This is a genomic window from Pseudonocardia sp., from assembly GCF_050246655.1.
Lineage (GTDB): Bacteria > Actinomycetota > Actinomycetes > Mycobacteriales > Pseudonocardiaceae > Pseudonocardia.
This window is the reverse complement of sequence record NZ_JBFWVQ010000029.1, coordinates 16,756-34,104: the sequence shown is the minus strand read 5'-3', so window position 1 is coordinate 34,104 and position 17,349 is coordinate 16,756. Positions and strand designations below refer to the sequence as shown.

The following is a 17,349-nucleotide window of genomic DNA, read 5'->3' as shown; positions in this document are numbered from 1 at the left end:
ATCCGGTCGGTGCCGGCGGACGGATCGCGCAACTCGCGGGGGTGGGATGCGCAACTCGCGGGGTGGATTGCGCCACTCGCCCTGATGGATTGCGCAACTCGCGGGGGTGGGATGCGCAACTCGCGGGGTGGATTGCGCCACTCGCCCTGATGGATTGCGCAACTCGCGGGGGTGGGATGCGCAACTCGCGGGTCAGTCGACGCAGGGGACGGCACCCACGGTGACGTCGCCCGCCGAAGGGGCCCCCGCGGACGTGCCCCCAGCGGATGTACCCCCCGCGGACGTGCCCTCAGCGGACGTGCCCCCAGCGGCCCCACCCCCGTCCGTCCGCTTCGGCCTCGGCGGCAGCGGCGCGGCGAGCACGGACCGGCTGAAGTCGCTGCCCAGCACCACCTCCACGTGCCCCGCGGGCACGGCACCGTGGTGCTCCACCGGCATGCCGCCGAGCTGGGCCGCGACCGCCGTCGCCCCGGAGTCGTCCGGCCCGGACCAGCGGACCTTCGAGGTGATCGCGAGCCGCGTGTTGCCGACGTCGCCGCCCGCGTAGCCGAGCGCCTCCATCCGGTCCGAGACGAGGCTCGCGATCCCGGGCGCGGTCGAGGCGTTGCGCACGTCCACGACCCACTGGCCGGACGGCGGGCCCTCCGCGGCGACGGCCTCGGTCGCCGCCGCCAGCTCGTCGATCGTCTCCTCGACGAACCGGCGGACGTCGTGGCTGTCGACCACGACGACGTCACCGCGGTCGTTGCTCTCCTGGCCCTTCGTGGGGATGGTGACGAAGTCGAGGTCGCCGCGCGCGAGGCCCGCGGCGCGCTGCGCGAACTCCAGCACGTCCCAGCCCTCGTCGATGACGAGCGACTGCTGCGCCACCTCGACGAGCCCGGCGAGCCGCTCGGGGTCGCGCAGGGTGCCGGCGGAGAGCACCTTGTCCACGATCGCGGCGAGGAACACCTGCTGGCGCCTGATCCGGGACAGGTCGCCCAGGCGCAGCCCGTGGCGCTGGCGGACGAACGACAGCGCGTCGGCCCCGGAGATCGTCTGGCGACCGGCGGGGAAGCGCGCCCCGGACAGCGGCTCGTCCACGGCCCGGTTGAGGCACACCTCCACGCCGCCGATGGCCCTGGTGAGGGTGTAGAACCCGAGCAGGTTGATTTCGGCGTAGTGGTCGACGGTGAGCCCGGTGAGGTTCTCCACGGCGTCGATGAGAGCGCTGCGGCCCTGGCGGGCGGCCTCGGCGTCGATCGCGGCCCTGTCCACCTCGCCCGCCTCGACGAGCTCCCGCACCGCGCGGGCCTTGGCCGCCGGGTACGCTGAGTTGATCTTGTCGGGCCCCTGGTCGGGAATGGAGACGTAGGAGTCGCGCGGGATCGAGAAGGCGACGCCGGGGCCGCCGTCCTCGGGCAGGTGCAGCAGGATGATCGTGTCGGTGTTGAGGACGTCGTCGTTGCCCGCGCGCAGCTCGCGCACGATCTCCGGAGGCAGCGGGTCGCCCTTGGCGTCCGTGCGGCTGTCCACGCCGACGAGCAGGATGTTCTGCTCCCCGCCGGTGCCGCCCGCGATGACATCGGTGGTGGTGATCCCGGCGGTCACGTCGCTGTAGAGCGCGTACCCGCCACCGGTCAGCGCGAAGACGAGCGCGGAGGCCACCGCCAGCGCGGTGCGCACCCGCGCGGCGATGACCCGCCGCCGCTCGTCCCGACGCACCCCGTGCACCCCCCTCACCCGCCGGTGTGTCCGACGGCCGACGGCGCCTAGGGTGTCGCATCTCGGCGGTCCGTGCCGAGGCTCGACGGCGCGCGTGTCGCGAAGAGTCGCCCGGATCGGGGACAGCCGCGGCCGATTTGGCACGAAAGGGGGACGGCGGTGCTCTCGCTGCTGCTGCCCGTGTGGGCGGGGGATCGCCCGGATCGTCTCCGTGCCGCGTTCGTGTCCACAGTAGATGGGCAGACCCGACGGCCCGACGAGGTCGTGATCGTCCGGGACGGCCCCGTCGGTGCGTCCCTGCAGGAGACCCTGGACTCGCTCGCGGCCACCGGCCCCGTCCCGGTGAAGGTGCTGGAGCTGCCGCGCAACCTCGGCCTGGGGCCCGCCCTGGACGCCGGGCTGGAGGCCTGCCGCCACGATCTCGTCGCGCGCATGGACGCCGACGACATCTCCCTGCCGCACCGCTTCGCCGTCCAGCTGCCGCTCATGGAATCCGCGGACCTCGTGGGTTCCGGTCTGCTGGAGATCGGCACCGGACTGGACGACGTCGTCGGACGGCGCACGCCACCCACCGATCCGGCAGACATCGTCGCCCGCGCCCGGTTCGCCGATCCGTTCAACCACCCGACGGTCGTCTACCGGCGGGAGCTGGTGCGCGCGGTCGGCGGCTACGGCGACTTCGCGGTGATGGAGGACTACCTGCTCTGGGCGAAGATGATCCTCGCCGGGGCGCGTGTGGCCAACGTCGCCGAGCCGCTCGTCGGGTACCGGGTGGGTGCGGGGGCCTACGCGCGCCGCGGCGGGTGGCGGCAGCTGCGGGCCGAGCTCGGGCTCCAGCGGCGGTTCCGCGAGATCGGGTTCACCACGCCCGCGCAGTACGTGCGCAACGTCGTCGTCCGCGGCGGGTACCGGCTCGTGCCCGAGGCGGTGCGCAGGCGGGCCTACCGGCGCGTGATCGCGAACTACCCCGCGCGCACCCGGGCGTAGCCGCCGACGGCGGATCGCGGGAGCGCGGCCGCGGTGCGATCCTGGGATCGCCCGGACGAGGGGGGTGGCGCGGTGGGTCCGCTGTCGACGCAGGGCAGAGCGTTCCTGGGCGACGGGGACCCGGAGGCCGCGGTCGAGGTGCTGCGCCGGGCGGTCGCCGCGGGCGAGCCCGACGGCCCCGACCTGCTCATCCGCGCCTACCTCGAGTCCGGGCACTGGCACTGCGTCGTGGACTGGCTCGGGCCGCTCGTCGAGCAGGGAGCGGTCCACTACGCCGGGCGGTTGGGGGTGGCGCTCGCCGAGATCGGGGACGCCGAGGACGCCGAGGAGGCGTTCCGCACCGCCGTGGCCGCCGGGGAGATCGCGGCAGCGAACGACCTCGCGATCCTGCTGCGCGACCACGACCAGCTGGTCGAGGCCGTCCGCCTGCTCACCGACGCCGCCGAGCAGGGCGACCCCCAGGCCGGCGCGAACCTGTCGTCCGTGCTGCTGGAGGCGGGTGAGGTGCTGCAGGCCGAGCGGGCAGCGCAGCGCCACCTCGCCGATTCCCGCCCCGACACCTTCACCGCGCTCGCCGACGTCCGCGTCGCCCAGGGCCGCGAGGGCGAGGCGGAGGACCTCTACAAGCGGGCCATCGATCTCGGCGCCGTCCGCGGCCACACGGCGTACGCGAGCTTCCTGCTCGACGTCCGCGGTGATCCGGCGGCAGCCGAGGACGAGCTGCGGGCCGCCGCGGCCGCCCGGGAACCCGGCTGGGCGGCGACGCTCGGGCGGTTCCTGCTCGCCGACGGCCGTCCCGACGAAGCCCGCGAGTACCTGGTGCTCGCACAGGACCGCGGGGACGAATCGGTGGAGCGCGACATCGCAGAGGCGGACGGGGAGGATCCCTACGACGACTGAGCCGACTGATCGGCGTATACCGGGGTCATGTACACCGTCTCGCTCGGCGATCTGGGCGCCGCGGACCTGCCCCGCGCGGGCGGCAAGGGTGCGAACCTCGGCGAGCTGGTCCGCGCCGGCCTGCCCGTACCGCCCGGGTTCGTGCTCACCACCGCGGCCTTCGACGCCGCCACCGCCGGCGTCCCGCGCGACGATCCGGGGTCGGCGCGAGCGGCGGTCGAGAAGGCCGAGCTGCCCGACGACGTGCGCAGCGAGCTGCTCGCGGCCTACCGGAGGCTCGGCGGCGGTCCGGTCGCCGTGCGCTCCTCGGCCACCGCGGAGGACCTGCCCGGCGCGAGCTTCGCCGGACAGCAGGAGACGATCCTCGACGTCCGGGGCGAGGACGCGCTGGTGGATGCGGTGCGCCGGTGCTGGGCGTCGCTGTGGACGGACCGCGCCGTCGCGTACCGGAAGCGGCAGGAGGTCGACCCGCAGACGGTGAGCCTCGCCGTCGTCGTCCAGGAGATGGTGGACGCCGACGCGGCCGGCGTGATGTTCACGGCCAACCCGGCCACCGGGTGCCGCGACGAGACCGTGATCTCCGCGGCCTGGGGGCTGGGGGAGTCGGTGGTCGGCGGCACCGTCGGCACGGACGACCTGGTGGTCGACGGGGCAGGCCGGGTGCGGTCGCGCAGCACGGCGGACAAGGCCGTCATGACCGTCGCCACCGGCAGGGGCACCGCCGAGGCGCCGGTGCCCCTGGAGCGGCGACGCGCCCCCGTCCTCGACGACGCGCAGGCCGCCGTGCTCGCCCGCCTCGGCGCGCGGGTGCAGGGCCACTTCGGCTGCCCCCAGGACGTCGAGTGGGCGCGCGCGGACGGGGCGTTCCTGCTGGTGCAGGCGCGGCCGATCACCGCGCTGCCGGAGCCGGAGGCGCCGCCGCCCACCGAGTGGCCGGTGGAGGACCCCACCGGGATGTACGTGCGGGCGAGCATCGTCGAGCAGCTGCCGAACCCGCTGTCGCCGCTGTTCGCCGACCTGGTCGACCCGGCGGTCGAGCGCTCCCTGCGCCGGCTGTTCGCCGAGGGGCTCGGCCGCGACGTGCTGCGCGACGGCGACGTCGGCCTCCCGACGATCAACGGCTACGCCTACTACCACTACACCCGCTCCGGGATGGTGCGGATGACGGCCGCCACGCCCCGCGCGCTCCCGCTGATGCGCGGCGCCGTCGAGCGCTGGCGGACGGTCGCGCGCCCCCGCTACGCGAGCGCCGTCGAGCGGCGGGCGCGCCGCGACCTCACGGGCCTCCCGGCGGGCGACCTGTTGGACGAGGCCGTCGCGCTGCTCGAGGAGGGCTGCGTCTACTACACGTCGGTGCAGACGATCATCCCGATCGCCGTGACGACCGAGATCGGGTTCACCCGCTTCTACGACGCCGCCGTCCGGCGGGCGGGGGACCCGCCCGCCGCGGCGTTCCTGCTCGGATTCGACAGCACCCCGATCCGCGCCGAGAAGTCGCTGTACGACCTCGCGACCTGGGCCCGTGGACGGCCCGCACTCGCCGCCGTGCTGCGCGACGGGGGGATCCCCGAGGACCCGCAGTGGCAGGCCCGGTTCCAGGATCACCTGGACCGCTACGGGCACACGGTGTACAACCTCGACGTCGCCGAGCCCGTCCCGGCCGACGATCCCCGCACCCCTGCTCGACACGGTGCGCTTCTTCCTCGACGGCTCGACCGGCGCAGGCGCGGACCCGCACGAGCGCCAGCGGCGCGCCGCGGCCCGCCGCGCCGAGGCCACCGCCGCCGTCCGGGCGCGGCTGGACCCGCTGCGCCGCGCGGTGTTCGACCGCCTCCTCGCGGCGGCCCAGGCGGCCGCGCCGGTGCGCGAGGACGCCCTGGCCGACGTCGGGCTCGGGTGGCCGCTGATCCGCCGGATGCTGCGCGAGCTCGGTCGGCGGCTGGTCGCGGCGGGCGCGATCGGCGCGGCCGAGGACGTCCACTGGCTGCGGGCGGCCGAGCTGCGCGAGCTGGTGCGGGCGTGGGACGCGGGCGGGCGCTCGCTCCCGGACCACGGCGCGGCCGTCGCCGACCGGCGTGCGCTCTGGCGGGGACGGCGGCGCGTCGCACCCCCGCAGATGCTGCCCCACTCCACGTGGCTGCGGATGTTCGACAGCATGATGCCGGCCCCGAGCAGCACCCAGGCCGGCCCGGTCCTGCGCGGCGTCCCGGCGAGCGCGGGGAGCGTCACCGGTCCCGCGCGGGTGGTCGCGGGCCCCGCGGACTTCGCCCGGTTCGTCCCGGGGGACGTCCTCGTCGCGACCATCACGACGCCGGCCTGGACACCGCTGTTCGCGCGGGCAGCGGCCGTGGTGACCGACATCGGCGGGCCGCTGTCGCACGGCTCGATCGTCGCCCGCGAGTACGGGATCCCGGCCGTCCTCGGCACCGGGGTGGCCACCCGCCGGATCGCGGACGGCGAGCGGGTGCACGTCGACGGCGGTGCGGGGACGGTGACGCTGCTCGACGAGCCTGCCGGGGTCGTGGACGCCGCGCCCGGAGGTACGGGTCGCGCGGCGGCGTCCGTGGCGTCCGTGGCGGCCGGGTTGGCCGCCGCCGCGGCCGCCGCCGCGGTCGTCGGCGCGGTCGTCGGCGCCGTCGCGTGGTGGCGGCGCCGCTGAGGTGTGCCTGTGCGGCCGTCCGCGGCCCCTCGCGAACGGCCCGTTGGGGAGGTAGGTCTTCCCGTTCGTGCCGTTCGCGCAGCGGGGGGTGGGGCCGGGCCGCCCGCCCGAGGGGGCCGGGCCGCGCACCCGGCCGGGCGGGCGTGTCGGCCGCTCGGGCTAGGGTCGGCCGGGTGGGAACCGAGTCGGACCGCCGGTCGGCTGCGGCGGTCGTCACGGTGACGTGCGACGCGGGCGATACGCTGGCGCGGCTCCTCGACTCGCTGGAGGCCGCCTCGGAGTGCACGGTGCCCGTGCTGGTCGCCGATCTCGGCTCCACCGACGGGGCACCCGAACGGGCCGAGCGGCGGGCGGGCGTCCGCGTCCTGAGGATGCGCGAGGCCCTCCCGCACGCCGCGGCGGTGAACCGCGCCGTCGCCGAGCTGGGCCGTCCCGGGGGATGCCCGGCCGGCTGGATCGCCGTCACCGACCCGGGCGTCGAGTGGCCGGACGGCACCCTCGACGCGCTCCTCACCGTGGCCGCCCGCCACCCCCGCGCGGGCGCCCTCGCCCCCGAGCTGCGGTTGCCGGACGGGGCGGTGCGCCCCTCGGCGTTCGAGCTCCCGACGGTCGCGGACGTGTTGCGCCGCCGGCCGTTCGTGCCCGCCCCGCGCCGGGAGGGCCCGGTGGGGTGGCTCGCGACAACCTGCCTGCTCCTGCGCCGCGCCGCCTGGGAGTCCGTGGACGGTCCGGACGCGCGCCATCCGCCGCCGTACGACGCGGTCGACCTGGGTGAACGCCTCGCCAGGGCGGGCTGGCTTTCGGTCACGGTCCCGTCGGTGGGGGTAACGGCCCCGGCCCGCGCACCGACCAGCAGAGCGGATGCGGGCCGCCGCTACGTGCTCTCCCACCTCCCCGGGCTCGCCCGGCCGGCGGCGCGGCTCGCCCTGCGCGCACCGGAGCGCCACCCGTGACCACTCCAGGAAGGACGCCGTGATGGACGGTATGGACACGGTCGAGGCCGTGGTGCTCGTCGGGGGCAAGGGCACGCGCCTGCGCCCGCTCACCCTCTCCGCGCCGAAGCCGATGCTGCCCACCGCGGGTGTGCCGTTCCTCGCACACCTGCTCTCGCGGATCCGCGCCGCCGGGGTGCGCCGGGTCGTGCTGGGCACCAGCTATCTCGCCGAGACGTTCTCGGCGCATTTCGGGGACGGCGCGGACCTGGACCTGCAGCTCACCTACGTCGTCGAGACCGAGCCGCTCGGCACGGGCGGCGGCATCGCGAACGTCGCGGAGCACCTCACCGCCGAGCACGTCCTGGTCTTCAACGGCGACGTCCTCGCGGGCACGGACCTTCGGGCCGTCGTCGAGACGCACCGCAAGGCGGAGGCCGACGTCACGCTGCACCTGGTGCGGGTGCCCGATCCGCGGGCGTTCGGCTGCGTGCCCACGGACGAGACGGGCCGGGTCATGGCGTTCCTGGAGAAGACACCGAATCCACCGACGGACCAGATCAACGCCGGCTGCTACGTCTTCCGCCGCCAGGTGATCGACACGATCCCGCGGGGCCGCCCGGTGTCGGTGGAGCGGGAGACGTTTCCGGGCCTGCTGGCGTCCGGCGCCCGGATCCAGGCGTACGTGGACTCGGCGTACTGGCGCGACATGGGCACCCCGTTCGACCTGATCCGGGGCTCGGCCGACCTCGTGCGCGGCATCGCGCCGTCCCCGGCGCTGCCGGGTCCCACGGGCGAGGTCCTGGTGCTGGACGGCGCGGAGATCGCCGCGGACGCGGTCGTGGACGGCGGCTCCACGGTCGGGTGCGGCGCGCGGATCGGGCCCGGCGCGACGGTCACGGGATCGGTGCTGTTCGACGGCGCGGTCGTCGGCGCGGGGGCGCGGGTCGAGGCCGCGATCGTCGGTGCCGGGTCGGTCGTCGGCGACGGCGCGGCGGTCCTGGACTGCGTGCTCGGCGACCGCGTGCGCGTCGGCGCGGGCTGCGAGCTTCGCGGGGGCATGCGGGTGTGGCCGGACACGGTGCTCCCGGACGGGTCGGTGCGGTTCTCCTCCGATGCGTGATGGCTGAACCGCTCCACCGGGAGTGGCGCCCGCCGTTCCTGCTGGACCTGGCCGGGAGTCTCGCCCCGCTGCGTCGCGGCCGGGGCGACCCGACCTGGCGCTCGACCGCGGACGGCGCCGCGATCTGGCGCACGTCCACCACCCCGGACGGGGCGGCGACGCTGCGGGTCTCCCGCCGCGCGGACGGCGTCGTCGTCGCGGCGGCGTGGGGGCCGGGGGCGCGGTGGGTGCTGGACGGGCTGGCCTCGCTGCTCGGCGCGGACGACGACCCGTCGGCGTTCGTCGCCCACCATCCGCTGGTGGCCGAAGCGGCGCGGCGGCACCCGGGCCTGCGGTTCGGGGCGACGCGACGGGTGTGGGACGTGCTGGTGGCGGCCGTGCTGGAGCAGCAGGTCACGGGCGTCGAGGCGCGACGCTCCTGGCGGGAGCTGTGCCACCGGTTCGGGGAACCGGCGCCGGGGCCGGCACCGGCCGGCATGCGGGTGCCGCCGACGGCCACGCAGGTCCGGACGATCCCGGACTGGGAGTGGCACCGCGCGGGAGTCGACTCCGCGCGCCGTCGCGCGATCCTGGCGTGCGCGGCGGTCGCGGCGCGGTTGGAGCACGCCGTCGAGCTGGGCGGGGACGACGGGCGGAAGCTGCTGCGCCGCATCCCGGGGATCGGGGTGTGGACGGCCGCGGAGGTCGCCCAGCGGGCGTGGGCCGACGCGGACGCCGTCAGCTTCGGCGACTTCCACATCCCCACGCTGGTGGGATACGCGCTGGTCGGCCGCCCGCTCGACGACACGGGGATGCTGGCGGTGCTGGCGCCGTACGCGCCGCAGCGGGCGCGCGCGGTGCGGTACGTGGAGCTGTCGGGTTTGCGGCGTCCGCGGTTCGGGCCGCGGTATTCCCCGCGCGACTACCGGGCCATGTGAGGCACGCTGCCCGGCGTGGACGTCACGCTGGTGCCCTTCGACGAACCCACGCTGGACGCCCTCGTGGCGGCCGCGCTCGCCGACGCGGACCCCGACGAGGTCACGCCGCCGCTGGGTGCGGGCTGGACGGCCGAGCGGCTCGCCTGGCTGCGCGACCACCACCTCGCGCCGCGGCCCCACCGCGAGACGTGGGCGGTGGTCGCCGGCGGCGCCGTCGTCGGGGCGGTGCGGCTCACGCCGGTCGCGGACCCGGCGGAATCACCAACGCGGCCTGATGAGATGCGCAACTCGCAGGAGAACGGGCCGGCGGAACGCAGCACGCGGCCTGATGAGATGCGCAACTCGCGGGTGGAGGTCGGGATGTGGCTCGTCCGGTCGGCCCGTGGACGCGGCGTGGGCGCGGCGGCGCTGCGGCTGGCGCTCGACCTGGCTGCTGGCCGCACCGTCGTCGCGCACACGACCGTCGCCAACGCCGCGGCCGTCGCGGCGCTGCGCCGGCTCGGTTTCGTGACGTCGTCCGGCGCGGAGCCCGGAGCGGTACGTGCCGAGCGGGCGGTGCCGCGGGCCTGACCGTCCGCGTCGCGCGCTGCGGGCAGCAGCCCCGCTCATGCAGGGCGGATGTTCTTGTTGTGGTGGAAGGCGTTGTCGGGGTCGTACTTGGCCTTGACCTCGGCGAGCCGCCGGTAGAGGTGATCGGGGTAGGCCTCCCGGACGCGATCGGCGCGGTCGTCGGCGTCGAGGAAGTTGACGTAGACACCGCCGGCGCGGTGCGGCGCGAGCGCATGCAGGAATCCCCGCGCCCAGGCCCTCTCGGCGCCGGCGAGCTCGCCGGACTCCTCCGGGAGCCACACCGCGTCGATGATGATGTTGTGGGACACCTCGCGACCGGCATAGGCGGTGGCGTCACCCGGGACGCGGGCGACCGCGCCACCCATGTGGAACATCGCTGCGTACGTCCGCGGTGAGCGTGCCCGGTACGCGTGCTCGGCGACGACGTCGATGACCTCGTCGGAGAGACCGGCGAGATCGGTCGCCTTCCAGTAGTAGTGCCATCCGTGCGGGACGGTGTCGTCGAGACCGCCCTGGTGTTCGGCGTACGGGGTGGGCCCGATCAGGTCCACAAGCGGTGTCCCGAACCGGCGCAGCGCGCGCACCGCGTGCGCACCGTCGTCGACAGCGCCGGCATAGCAGCTGGCAACCGCCATGGCCGGCCGATAGTGCAGGTCCTCGGGGATCACCGGCAGCGGTGGGACGGTGCCGAGCCGCACGACGGTGCCGAGCTCCTCGGGCGCGTCGGCGGTGAAGTCCCGGTAGAACCGCAGCACCTCGGTGGTGTCCTCGGCAGCCCAGAAGACGGGGCCCGCCGTCACGGTGGGACCGACGGGGTGCAGCGTGAGCTGGAACGTGGTCACGACGCCGAAGTTGCCGCCGCCGCCGCGCAATGCCCAGAACAGATCGGGATGCTCGTGGGCGGATGCGCGCACGATCCCGCCATCGGCGGTGACCACCTCGGCGGACACCAGATTGTCGACGGTGAGCCCGTACTTGCGCATCAGGAACCCGATGCCACCGCCGAGGGTGAGCCCCGCGACGCCGGTATGGCCCACGATGCCGCCGGTGGTGGCCAGACCGTGGGCCTGCGTCTCATGGTCGACGTCGCCCCACAGTGCACCACCCTGCACCCGCGCCGTGCGGCCCACGGGGTCCACCCACACCGCTCGCATCGCCGACAGGTCGATGACGATCCCGCCGTCGCACACCGCGGTGCCGGCCACGTTGTGACCTCCGCCCCGGACCGCGATCTCCAGGTCCTGATCGCGGGCGAAGCGCACGGCCGCGGCCACGTCGGCGGTCCCGCCGCATCGGGCGATCAGCCGGGGGCGCCGGTCGACGGCGCCGTTCCACACGGCCCGTGCGCCGTCGTACCCGATATCGTCCTCGGTGACCAACCGGCCCCGGAATCCGTCGATCTCCATCGCGGTCGCCTCCTCGCTCGACGCGGCCGACATGCTCAAAGACCGCTGCCGCCGCCGGCCTCCGATCTCGGACGACCCGATCGCATCACCGCCGCGTGCGGCCGTGAAGTCAGCAATCTGTACTTCACGGGACCCGTCGGGGCGATGAGACTGCCGTTGTGAGGTCCTACGGCCAGTACTGCCCCATCGCCCGTGGCGCGGAGATCTTCGCCGAGCGCTGGACGCCGTTGATCATCCGAAATCTCCACCTGGGCTGCCGGAGCTTCAGCGAGATCCTCGAGGGCGCGCCCGGGCTCTCCCGCACCCTGCTCTCGCAGCGGCTCAAGCTGCTCGATCGGTTCGGCATCGTCGAGTCGGTGCCGAAGCCGGACGGGCACGGGCGGAACTACGGGCTCACTCCCGCGGGGAACGACCTGTTCAAGGTCTGCGCGTCGCTCGGCGAATGGGGTGCTGCGTGGCTCGAGATCGCACCGGAGCACCTCGACCCCTTCGTCGCCCTCTGGTCGATGTGCAACGCGCTCCGCCAGGACATGCTCCCGGATCACCGTGTCGTGATCCGCTTCGACTTCACCGGCGGAACCCGCCGCGAGCGTTACTGGCTGCTGATCGAGCACGGGGACACCGAGATCTGCAAGACCTACCCGGGTCTCGACGAGGACCTCTACATCACGGCGGAAGCCGAAGCCTTCGTCACGTGGCACGCCGGCCGGCTCACCTGGGCCGAGGCCACCCGCGACCGCCGCATCCAGCTCCACGGCCCCACGTGGCTCGTACGAGCCTTCCCCACCTGGAACGCCCGCAGCGCCTTCGCCCACATCAAGCCGGTCTCCCGGCCTGCGGCGAGTTCCAGGACGCCGGCGGCCGTCTCGGTCTCCGGGTAGTCGCACGTGCCGTGGTGGGCCGTCCGGACGGAGTCGGAGGACAGGACAGAATCCACCGGTGGCTCATGACCGTGGCGGCCCCCGCCTGGAGATCAAGTACTGCACCCAGTGCCGGTGGCTGCTTCGAGCGGCCTGGATGGCGCAGGAGCTGCTGATGACGTTCGAGGCCGAGCTCGCCGAGGTGGCGCTGGTGCCGGCGACGGGCGGGGTGTTCCGGATCTCGATCGACGATGATCAGATCTGGGACCGGGCCGAGCAGGGCGGGTTCCCGGAGCTCAGCCGGCTCAAGCAGCTGGTCCGGGACCGGGTCGCGCCGGAGCGCGATCTCGGACACTCGGACCGGCGGGCCCAGCGCTGAGCGACGGTCGGGACTGCATGCCGGGTCGGTGGGGCTTCAAGGCCAGGGTCGGTCAGCGGTTGTCCCGCCGCAGCGGATGCTCGGGTGGGACCTCGACGACGGCGATCCGGACGCCGTCCGGGTCCACGACCCACATCTCGTCGAGCCCCCACGGCTCGCGGCGCGGGCCGCGCACCACCGTGGCGCCACGTTCGACGAGCGTGCGGTGCGCGGCGGTGAGGTCGCGCACCTGCACCCAGAGCGCGACGGCATCGCCCGCGGGAGTGGCGGCCCGGCCGGACAGCTCGAGGAATCCGGAGCCGAGGAAGAACACGGTCCCGCCGGTGAACTCCCGGTAGATCGCCAGGCCGAGCACGTCGCGGTAGAACGCGAGGCTTCGTTCGGGGTCCGTCGGATGCAGCAGGATCCGCCCGGCCAGTACCTCCACCGCTCCTCCTCCGGTCGGTACATGCTGCCTCGTCGTCCGGTCGCGGCCGTGCGGGCCCGATGTCCCGGCGTCAGATCCACCACGTGCGCCGGAGGGACGGTCGCGACACCGCCGCGGCCCGAACGTGTCGACAGCACTGACGTCAGGACCGGGACGACAGGTCCAGCTCGGCCTCGACCCGTACGGCGTCGGCCAGCTTGAGCGCACCGAACAAGGCGCTGAACGGCTTGATGCCGTAGTCGGCCTGCCGGACGACCCCCGACGCCCGGTAGCGGTCGCCGTCCACCTGGTACGCGAGCCGGAGCTCGTGCGGCCGGCCGAGCAGGGTCAACGTGCCTGCGACCGCGTCATCGCTGATCTTCTTTCCGGCGAACGTCGCCTCGGGGTACCGAGCGACCGCAAGGATCTTGCCGGCGTTGCGGAGGATCTCGTCCTTCTCCCGCTCCGACAGCGGCGTGATCCCACCGGTCGCGCCGGCGATGCGCATCGACCCCATGTCGACGGTCACGGCCAGCTCGGTCGCCGCCGGGTCGATCCCGAACCGCAGCCGACCGGACCACCGGGTCAGCTCGATGGCGAGGTCGTGCCCCGCGTGCGCCGCGAGGCCTTCCCGCGACGTGTGCACGACCAGGCGGCCGTGCTCGGGGCCGATCCGTCTGTCCACTCCTGATGCCGGCATGGCCGCACCGTAGGGCCGTGGACGGGCACTCGGCGGATGCGGGTCGCACCGAGCGTGCGTTCCGTCGTGGCGACGGTTGTCCGAGTGCACACTCGGCCACCGGTGGTCGCGGCCGTCCCACGCCGCCGGCCGCCCGCGGCGACCCGGCCCCAGGGAGCAGCCGGGTAAGGAAACTGTCACTCCGCGGCAACTGCGCCTGCCCCACCGCGGGCCCGCATCCTCAGAACCCGGCGCCGGTGCTCGACCGCGCGGCCTCCGGGGAGGAGCGACCATGTCCCGTCCGTCCGCGCGGTGGGCAGCCTGCGCTGCCGCCGCGCTCTGCACGTTCGGCCTCGCGGCCTGCGCGCCCGCCCCGAGCGAGGCCGGCATCGGGCCGGTTCCCGCGGGCCTGGAGCGCTTCTACACCCAGCAGCTCGACTGGGGCTCCTGCGACTCGTTCGCCATCTCCGCGGCCGACGGCGAGGTCTACGCCGATCCGGCGCTGGAATGCGCCCGGCTGGAGGTGCCGCTGGACTACGCCGCGCCGGACGGGCGCACCGCGCAGATCGCGGTCCTGCGCCATGCCACGGACCAGCACAAGATCGGTTCGCTCGTCGTCAACCCCGGCGGCCCCGGTGGCTCCGGCACGCAGCTGGCGGCCTACCTGGCCGGGACGTTCGGCGACGGCCCGTTCGACCTCGTCGGTTTCGACCCGCGCGGCATCGGCGCCAGCACGCCGAAGCTGGACTGCCTCACCGACGCCGCCGCGCTGGCCTACCGGGCCGACCTCGACGTCGACCCGTCGCCCGCGGGCGTCGCCCAGGCCGAGGCCGAGACCCGCGACTACATCGCCGCGTGCACCGAGCGCTCCGGCGGGCTGGACGTGCTCGCCAACTCCGGCACCCGCGACGTCGCCCGCGACCTCGACGTCCTGCGCGCCGCCCTCGGCGACCGCCGGCTCACCTACCTCGGCTACTCCTACGGCACCCTCATCGGCTCCACCTACGCCGAGATGTTCCCCGGCAACGTGCGAGCGCTCGTGCTCGACGGCGCCGTCGACCCGGCCCAGCCCAGCGACGACGAGACCGTCGCGCAGCTCGCCGGGTTCCAGGCCGCGTTCGAGGTCTACGCGGCGGACTGCGCGACGGCAGCGGAATGCCCGCTCGGCACGGACCCGGCGGCTGCCACGGCCGTCTTCCAGCAGCTCACCCGCCCGCTCGTGACCGCGCCCGTCCCCGCGTCGAACGGCCGGACGCTGGGGTACAACGACGCGGTCACCGCCGTGATCAGCGCGCTCTACGACCCGCGCGGCTGGCCCGCCCTGACCGACGGCCTCGCGGACCTGAAGAGCGGCGACGGCGCGGCCCTGCTCGCGCTCGCCGACGCGTACTACGAGCTGGACACCGACGTGCTCACGGTCGTCCGCTGCGCCGACGACGAGCGGATCACCGACCGCGCCGAGGCCGCGGCCTTCTCCCAGCGGCTCGCGGCGGCCGCCCCGTTCGCCGACCCCGGCACGCCCGTCGTCGGTGCGCTGGACGTCTGCGGCCTGTGGCCGGTGCCGCCGACCAGCAGCCGCCACGTCCCGCACGCCGACGCGTTGCCCACGGTGCTCGTCGTGTCCACCACCGGCGACCCGGCCACGCCTTACTCCGCCGGGGTGGCGCTCGCGGACGCGCTCGACGCGCGCCTGCTCACCGTCGAGGGCACCCGACACGGCGCGGTGGGGCTCGGCTGGTCCTGCGTGGACGACGTCGCGGCCGACTACCTCGTCGATCTCACCCTGCCCGCCGAGGGCATCCGCTGCACGACCACGGAAGGAACGGACGCGTGACCACGATCGAGCTCACGGGGCTCACGAAGCGCTTCGGCGCCACCGTCGCCGTCGACGACCTCACCGTGACCGTCCGGGCCGGGGTCGTCACCGGCTTCCTCGGACCCAACGGCTCGGGCAAGTCCACGACGATGCGCATGCTGCTCGGGCTGGACCACCCGACGGCCGGGACGGCCCGCCTCGGCGGCCGCGCCTACGCCGAGCTGGAGCATCCGCTGCGGACGGTCGGGGCGCTGCTGGACGCGGGCTGGGTGCATCCCCGCCGCTCGGCCCGCTCGCACCTGCGGTGGCTCGCAGCGGCGGGCGGCCTGCCGGTGACGCGGGTGGCGGAGGTGCTCGACCTCGTCGGGCTCACCCCGGTGGCCCGAGCGCGGGTCGGCACCTTCTCGCTGGGCATGCGCCAGCGGTTGGGGCTCGCCGCCGCGCTCCTCGGCGACCCGGAGGTACTGGTCCTCGACGAGCCCGTGAACGGGCTGGACCCGGCCGGGATCGCCTGGGTGCGCCTGCTCCTGCAGCGGCTCGCTGCCGAGGGCCGGACGGTGCTCGTGTCCAGTCACCTGCTCGCCGAGATGGCCGTGACGGCGGCCGAGCTCGTCGTGATCGGGCGGGGGCGGCTCGTCGCGCAGGGCCCGACCGCGCAGATCGTGGGGACGGGCGCGGTGGTGCGGGTGCGTGCGACCCGGTCCGCGGCGCTCACGGCGGCGCTCACGGCGGCGGGGCTCGACGTGCGGGCGCTGCCCGGCGACACCACCGTCGAGGTGCCCGGGGCGAGCGCCGAACAGGTGGGGGACGTCGCGGCGCGGCACGGGATCGCGCTGTGCGAGCTGGTGGTGCGGCAGGCGTCGCTCGAGGAGGCGTTCATGGAGCTGACCGGGGAGCAGGCGGAGTACGTGGCGGTGGCGTCGTGACGGCGACGGTGCCCGAGGCCCGAGCGCAGACGGCTGCCGTGGTGGGCGCCGGGCCGGCCGCGGTGGCGGCACCGAGCGCGGGGGCCGGGCCGGGCGCGGGTCCGGTCGCGGGTCCGGTGGCGACACCGGACGCCGCCAGGCCGGACGCCGCCGCGCCGAGCCGGCCGTCGAGCGTGCCCCTGCCCGCGGGCACACTGCGCCGGTTCGGCCGGCTGCTCGCGGCCGAGCGCATCACGCTCGCGTCCACGCGTTCGCCCTGGTGGTGCGCCGTGGTGGCCGTCGCCCTGCTGGTCGGTCCGACGGCCCTGGTCGCGGCCGTCCACGAACCGGGCGACGGCCCCGTGTGGGCGTCGATCGGCGGCCTCGGGGCGCTGCCGATGATGGTCGTCGCCGTGCTCGCCGTGCTGGCGGCGACCGGCGAGTACCGCTTCGGCACCGTCCGCACCGGCTTCCTCGCGGCGCCGGACCGGACGTCGTCCATCCTCGCCAAGGCCGTCGTGGTGGCCGCAGCGTCCGCCGCGATCGGCCTGGTCGCGGCGTTCCCGGCCTGGGGCCTGGCCCGCCTGCTCGCGCCGCACGCCGACCTCGCCCTCGCCTCCGGCGCGCACTGGCGGGCCGTCGCGGGCGTCGCCCTGGTGTACGCCGTCGTCGCGGTCTTCGGCGTCGGCACGGGGGTCCTGCTGCGTCACGGCGGCGGCGCACTCACCCTCCTGCTGGTCCTCATGACCGTGGGCGAGGGCGTGGTGTCGGTCCTGCCGGTGGTCGGTCCGGCGGTCACGCCGTGGCTGCCGTTCACGAACCTCACCCGCTTCCTCACCGTCGGCGTCGTGGAGCCGAACCCGGCGCGGTCCTTCTTCGGGGAGCGGGAGCTGTTCGGTCCGTGGCCCGCGCTGGGGTACGCCGCGCTCCTCGCGCTGGTGGTGCTGGCGCTGGCCGTGGTCGTGACCCGCCGCCGCGACGCCTGACCCGCCGCCCTGGATCCGCGCGAACGGCACGAACGGGAAGTCCTAGCTCCCGTACGGGCCGTTCGCGGGGTCGGGGTGGCCGGGTGCCCGGCCCACTCCCACGCGCGACGTAGGCTCGGC

At 75.1% G+C, this 17,349-nt stretch carries 16 protein-coding genes and 1 pseudogene; 13 read left to right on the top strand and 4 right to left on the bottom strand.

Translation table 11 applies throughout. From position 1 onward, the window contains the following. Window positions 1–192: 192 nt before the first annotated feature. Window positions 193–1,704 (bottom strand): LCP family protein, encoded by a 1,512-nt coding sequence (locus tag AB7J25_RS12310; RefSeq protein ID WP_428508302.1) that lies wholly within the window; start codon window positions 1,702–1,704, stop codon window positions 193–195. 159 nt (window positions 1,705–1,863) lie between these two features. On the opposite strand from AB7J25_RS12310, the gene AB7J25_RS12305 reads away from it, so the two are divergent. From AB7J25_RS12305 to AB7J25_RS12270, 8 genes and pseudogenes are all read left to right on the top strand, one after another. Beyond that, window positions 1,864–2,691, top strand: coding sequence for a glycosyltransferase (locus tag AB7J25_RS12305; RefSeq protein ID WP_428508300.1), 828 nt, complete (start codon window positions 1,864–1,866; stop codon window positions 2,689–2,691). A gap of 72 nt (window positions 2,692–2,763) precedes the next feature. Then, window positions 2,764–3,591: a tetratricopeptide repeat protein gene (locus AB7J25_RS12300; protein WP_428508298.1), complete on the top strand. Its 828-nt coding sequence runs from the start codon at window positions 2,764–2,766 to the stop codon at window positions 3,589–3,591. 27 nt (window positions 3,592–3,618) lie between these two features. Next, window positions 3,619–4,443, top strand: a pseudogene (locus AB7J25_RS12295) (PEP/pyruvate-binding domain-containing protein); the annotation flags it as partial. Between the two features lie 838 nt (window positions 4,444–5,281). Next, a complete protein-coding gene (locus AB7J25_RS12290; RefSeq protein ID WP_428508352.1) occupies window positions 5,282–6,250 on the top strand; it encodes a PEP-utilizing enzyme in 969 nt (322 codons plus the stop codon). Window positions 6,251–6,423: 173 nt separating this feature from the next. Next, window positions 6,424–7,203 carry a glycosyltransferase family 2 protein gene (locus AB7J25_RS12285; protein ID WP_428508350.1) on the top strand — a complete coding sequence of 260 codons (780 nt, stop codon included), beginning with the start codon at window positions 6,424–6,426 and terminating at the stop codon, window positions 7,201–7,203. A 22-nt stretch (window positions 7,204–7,225) separates the two neighbouring features. Further along, window positions 7,226–8,305, top strand: a complete 1,080-nt coding sequence (locus AB7J25_RS12280) for a sugar phosphate nucleotidyltransferase (RefSeq protein ID WP_428508296.1) — start codon at window positions 7,226–7,228, stop codon at window positions 8,303–8,305. Continuing rightward, window positions 8,305–9,222, top strand: coding sequence for a DNA-3-methyladenine glycosylase family protein (locus AB7J25_RS12275; protein WP_428508294.1), 918 nt, complete (start codon window positions 8,305–8,307; stop codon window positions 9,220–9,222). The genes AB7J25_RS12280 and AB7J25_RS12275 overlap by 1 nt, the downstream gene beginning before the upstream one ends. A 15-nt stretch (window positions 9,223–9,237) precedes the next feature. Then, window positions 9,238–9,792, top strand: coding sequence for a GNAT family N-acetyltransferase (locus AB7J25_RS12270; protein WP_428508293.1), 555 nt, complete (start codon window positions 9,238–9,240; stop codon window positions 9,790–9,792). 35 nt (window positions 9,793–9,827) lie between these two features. Here the strand turns inward: AB7J25_RS12270 and AB7J25_RS12265 are convergent, their stop codons facing one another. Beyond that, entirely contained in the window at window positions 9,828–11,198 is a 1,371-nt protein-coding gene (locus AB7J25_RS12265) for an FAD-binding oxidoreductase (RefSeq protein WP_428508291.1), read from the bottom strand. Window positions 11,199–11,356: 158 nt separating this feature from the next. Between AB7J25_RS12265 and AB7J25_RS12260 the strand changes: the two genes are divergently transcribed. Both AB7J25_RS12260 and AB7J25_RS12255 read left to right on the top strand, forming a co-directional pair. After that, a complete protein-coding gene (locus AB7J25_RS12260; RefSeq protein WP_428508289.1) occupies window positions 11,357–12,079 on the top strand; it encodes a winged helix-turn-helix transcriptional regulator in 723 nt (240 codons plus the stop codon). A 58-nt stretch (window positions 12,080–12,137) separates the two neighbouring features. After that, window positions 12,138–12,437 (top strand): SelT/SelW/SelH family protein, encoded by a 300-nt coding sequence (locus AB7J25_RS12255; protein WP_428508287.1) that lies wholly within the window; start codon window positions 12,138–12,140, stop codon window positions 12,435–12,437. Window positions 12,438–12,489: 52 nt separating this feature from the next. Here AB7J25_RS12255 and AB7J25_RS12250 read toward each other — a convergent pair whose 3' ends face one another. Both AB7J25_RS12250 and AB7J25_RS12245 read right to left on the bottom strand, forming a co-directional pair. Next, window positions 12,490–12,864: a VOC family protein gene (locus AB7J25_RS12250; protein ID WP_428508285.1), complete on the bottom strand. Its 375-nt coding sequence runs from the start codon at window positions 12,862–12,864 to the stop codon at window positions 12,490–12,492. A gap of 142 nt (window positions 12,865–13,006) precedes the next feature. Continuing rightward, entirely contained in the window at window positions 13,007–13,543 is a 537-nt protein-coding gene (locus tag AB7J25_RS12245) for a YceI family protein (RefSeq protein ID WP_428508283.1), read from the bottom strand. 271 nt (window positions 13,544–13,814) lie between these two features. Between AB7J25_RS12245 and AB7J25_RS12240 the strand changes: the two genes are divergently transcribed. Genes AB7J25_RS12240 through AB7J25_RS12230 form a run of 3 tightly spaced genes read left to right on the top strand, consistent with a single transcriptional unit; the run spans window position 13,815 to window position 17,229 of the window. Beyond that, complete coding sequence (locus AB7J25_RS12240) at window positions 13,815–15,356, top strand: alpha/beta hydrolase (protein WP_428508281.1); 1,542 nt, start codon at window positions 13,815–13,817, stop codon at window positions 15,354–15,356. Further along, window positions 15,353–16,264: an ATP-binding cassette domain-containing protein gene (locus tag AB7J25_RS12235; protein ID WP_428508279.1), complete on the top strand. Its 912-nt coding sequence runs from the start codon at window positions 15,353–15,355 to the stop codon at window positions 16,262–16,264. The genes AB7J25_RS12240 and AB7J25_RS12235 overlap by 4 nt, the downstream gene beginning before the upstream one ends. Further along, a complete protein-coding gene (locus AB7J25_RS12230) occupies window positions 16,261–17,229 on the top strand; it encodes a hypothetical protein (RefSeq protein ID WP_428508278.1) in 969 nt (322 codons plus the stop codon). The genes AB7J25_RS12235 and AB7J25_RS12230 overlap by 4 nt, the downstream gene beginning before the upstream one ends. The last annotated feature ends 120 nt before the right edge of the window (window positions 17,230–17,349 follow it).